The organism is Vibrio fujianensis, assembly GCF_002749895.1.
Classification (GTDB): Bacteria; Pseudomonadota; Gammaproteobacteria; order Enterobacterales; family Vibrionaceae; genus Vibrio; species Vibrio fujianensis.
This window is the reverse complement of sequence record NZ_NBUS01000026.1, coordinates 7,020-9,379: the sequence shown is the minus strand read 5'-3', so window position 1 is coordinate 9,379 and position 2,360 is coordinate 7,020. Positions and strand designations below refer to the sequence as shown.

The following is a 2,360-nucleotide window of genomic DNA, read 5'->3' as shown; positions in this document are numbered from 1 at the left end:
CGTTATGTTTACTCGGTTAAAGTTCAAATCGGAGAATGTTGTGAATTTAGAAAGTATCCATCATGTAGCGATTATTTGCTCTGATTATCAACGATCTAAGTCATTTTACACGGAAATATTAGGTCTTAAGATCCTTATCGAAAATTATCGAGAAAGCCGAGATTCATATAAATTAGATTTAGCGTTACCAAATGGTGGACAAATTGAGCTGTTTTCTTTTCCAGAGCCACCGCCTAGATTAAGTAATCCAGAATCTCAAGGTTTAAGGCATTTAGCGTTTGTTGTTAACTCAGTGGAATTGACAGCTAACGAGTTACAATCACATGGAATTAATGTTGAGCCAATTCGAGTTGATGAATTTACAGGTAAACCATTCACCTTTTTTAAAGATCCAGATGGTTTACCCTTAGAGTTGTACGAAAAATAAACATAACAAGGCGTTCAAGAGGGATTCGCAACGCGTGGCATTTTCATTATGCGTTGATTTTATTAGTTTTTAGTGCAATGCGGTGAGTTTGTCTTTGCGTTGCTCACCCCTTAACGCGGCGTTATGTTGCCCCGATAAATTTAGCTATCGTAGAGTGAAAAATGATAAGAAAATACAACGATAATGACTTAGATTCGATTCTTGAAATCTGGTTGACTGCTTCGATGAAAGCTCACGATTTTGTCTCAGCTGAATTTTGGAAATCCCAAGTTGATAATATGCGTAATATTTACTTTCCAGCTTCAGAGATATGCGTTTATGAAATGGATTCTAAAGTTGTTGGTTTTTACGCATTGTATGAAAGTAATCTGGCTGCGATATTTGTAGATCCTGACTTACAAGGTAAAGGTATTGGTAAGCAATTGCTGACCCATGCAAGATCGCAAAGAGTTATGCTTACTCTTTCTGTGTACAAAGAAAATCAGGCAAGTTATCTGTTTTATCTGTCTCAAGGTTTTAATGTGATTAGTGAGCAAGTTGATGAATATACAGGCCATTTAGAGTACACAATGAGTACGGGCACATAACAAACGGTTCAAGAGGGACAACCAACGCGTGGCATTTTTACTATGCGTTGGTTTCTGTGGTTACGGTGTTATGCGGAAAGTTGGTAGTAGCGTTGGCTGCCCCTTAACCGGGCGTTAGGCAAAGTGGGTTTTTATCAGCTAAAACGAGTTTGAATTGAACGGTAAATCCCATGTTCTTTGGCTGAACTTAAGCAATAAATAATCATCACATATTTGCTGTTTCTTGATCGCGTTGGTTTTCTTTTCGTTGTGAATTCATCGGCAAAATAACCTTCAGCATCCAAACGTCCGCCGAGCATGCTACGCTCGTCACTTTTCTTCCAAATCGCTCAATTTGAGTTTTTTGGTTTCTTTGCTGATTTGAGTTTTTGGTTTATAAATGAATCGGTTAGTTTGTTTCAAGTTTACAAAAAAGCTCGTTCTTTAGTTTTGAATGTGTTGGTGTCAATCAGTTGGCCTAACAAACGGCTCAAGAGGGATTGCCAACGCGTGGCGACTTTAGTGCAAAATTGCAGTTCAGAGTTTACAGTGTGTTTTTTAAGTTCGGCGGTGCGTTGTCAACCCCTTAGCCGGGCGTTATGTAACCGTAAAGAAAAAGACCGCAATATATTGAAAATTAAAAATATTTTTATGCTTTTGCTTTTTTAAGTTGGCTTCTACTTCACATGCTCATGGTTTTAACTTATTGTTTTTATTTGTTATTTATAAAGTTTGTAAAGTCAGTCTTATTCATATTGGCTTAGTTTTCGTCTTCTTGTTCTTCGAGTTTTTAGCTGGTTCTAAATGGTTCAGTGGGTTTGCGATAAGTTTGGTGGTAGTCATTTTTTTCTTTGAACTAGGGCTCGCAGTTCCGTCGTTGCCACGCAAATTCTACTGGGTTACTACTAATTTTTCATGTAAGTTAAACGGTATTTGGTAATATTGTTCTTTGTAATGCTTTGAAATAGTTAGCAAAGTTACATAACAAAGCATTCAAGAGGGACAGTCAACGCTTGGCAGTTTTGGTTTGGTTGGCTTTTGAGGTTACGGCTGGCTAGTTTGAGTTTAGTTGTTTACGTTGCCTGCCCCTTAATGCGGCGTTATGTAACCGTAGAGAAAAAGCCCGCAATGCATTGAAAAATAGATGTTTTTTATGATTGATCTAATTTCAATTTCGACTTTCTTTAAGTTAGTTTCGTGCATGTTGATTTAACTTTCGGCTTCTTGTTCTTCGAGTTTTTACTCTGGCTTCAATGGTAAAGCGAGTTTGCGATAAGCTTGGTGGCAGTCATTTTTTTCTTTGAACTAGGGCTCGCAGTTTCGTCGTTGCCACGCAAATTCTACTGGGTTACTGTTAACTTTTCATA

The 2,360-nt window shown here is 37.7% G+C and carries 3 protein-coding genes; all 3 read left to right on the top strand.

Going from position 1 to position 2,360, the window contains the following annotated elements:
- Positions 1-4: 4 nt before the first annotated feature.
- The 3 genes from gloA2 to B7C60_RS17395 all read left to right on the top strand — a co-directional run bounded on the left by gloA2 (position 5) and on the right by B7C60_RS17395 (position 1,662).
- A complete protein-coding gene (gloA2, locus tag B7C60_RS00820) occupies positions 5-427 on the top strand; it encodes an SMU1112c/YaeR family gloxylase I-like metalloprotein (protein ID WP_172953213.1) in 423 nt (140 codons plus the stop codon).
- A 161-nt stretch (positions 428-588) separates the two neighbouring features.
- A complete protein-coding gene (locus B7C60_RS00815; protein ID WP_099610018.1) occupies positions 589-1,014 on the top strand; it encodes an N-acetyltransferase in 426 nt (141 codons plus the stop codon).
- Between the two features lie 297 nt (positions 1,015-1,311).
- The gene (locus B7C60_RS17395) at positions 1,312-1,662 is read left to right on the top strand and encodes a hypothetical protein (protein ID WP_245868348.1); all 351 of its coding nucleotides are present in this window, start codon (positions 1,312-1,314) and stop codon (positions 1,660-1,662) included.
- The last annotated feature ends 698 nt before the right edge of the window (positions 1,663-2,360 follow it).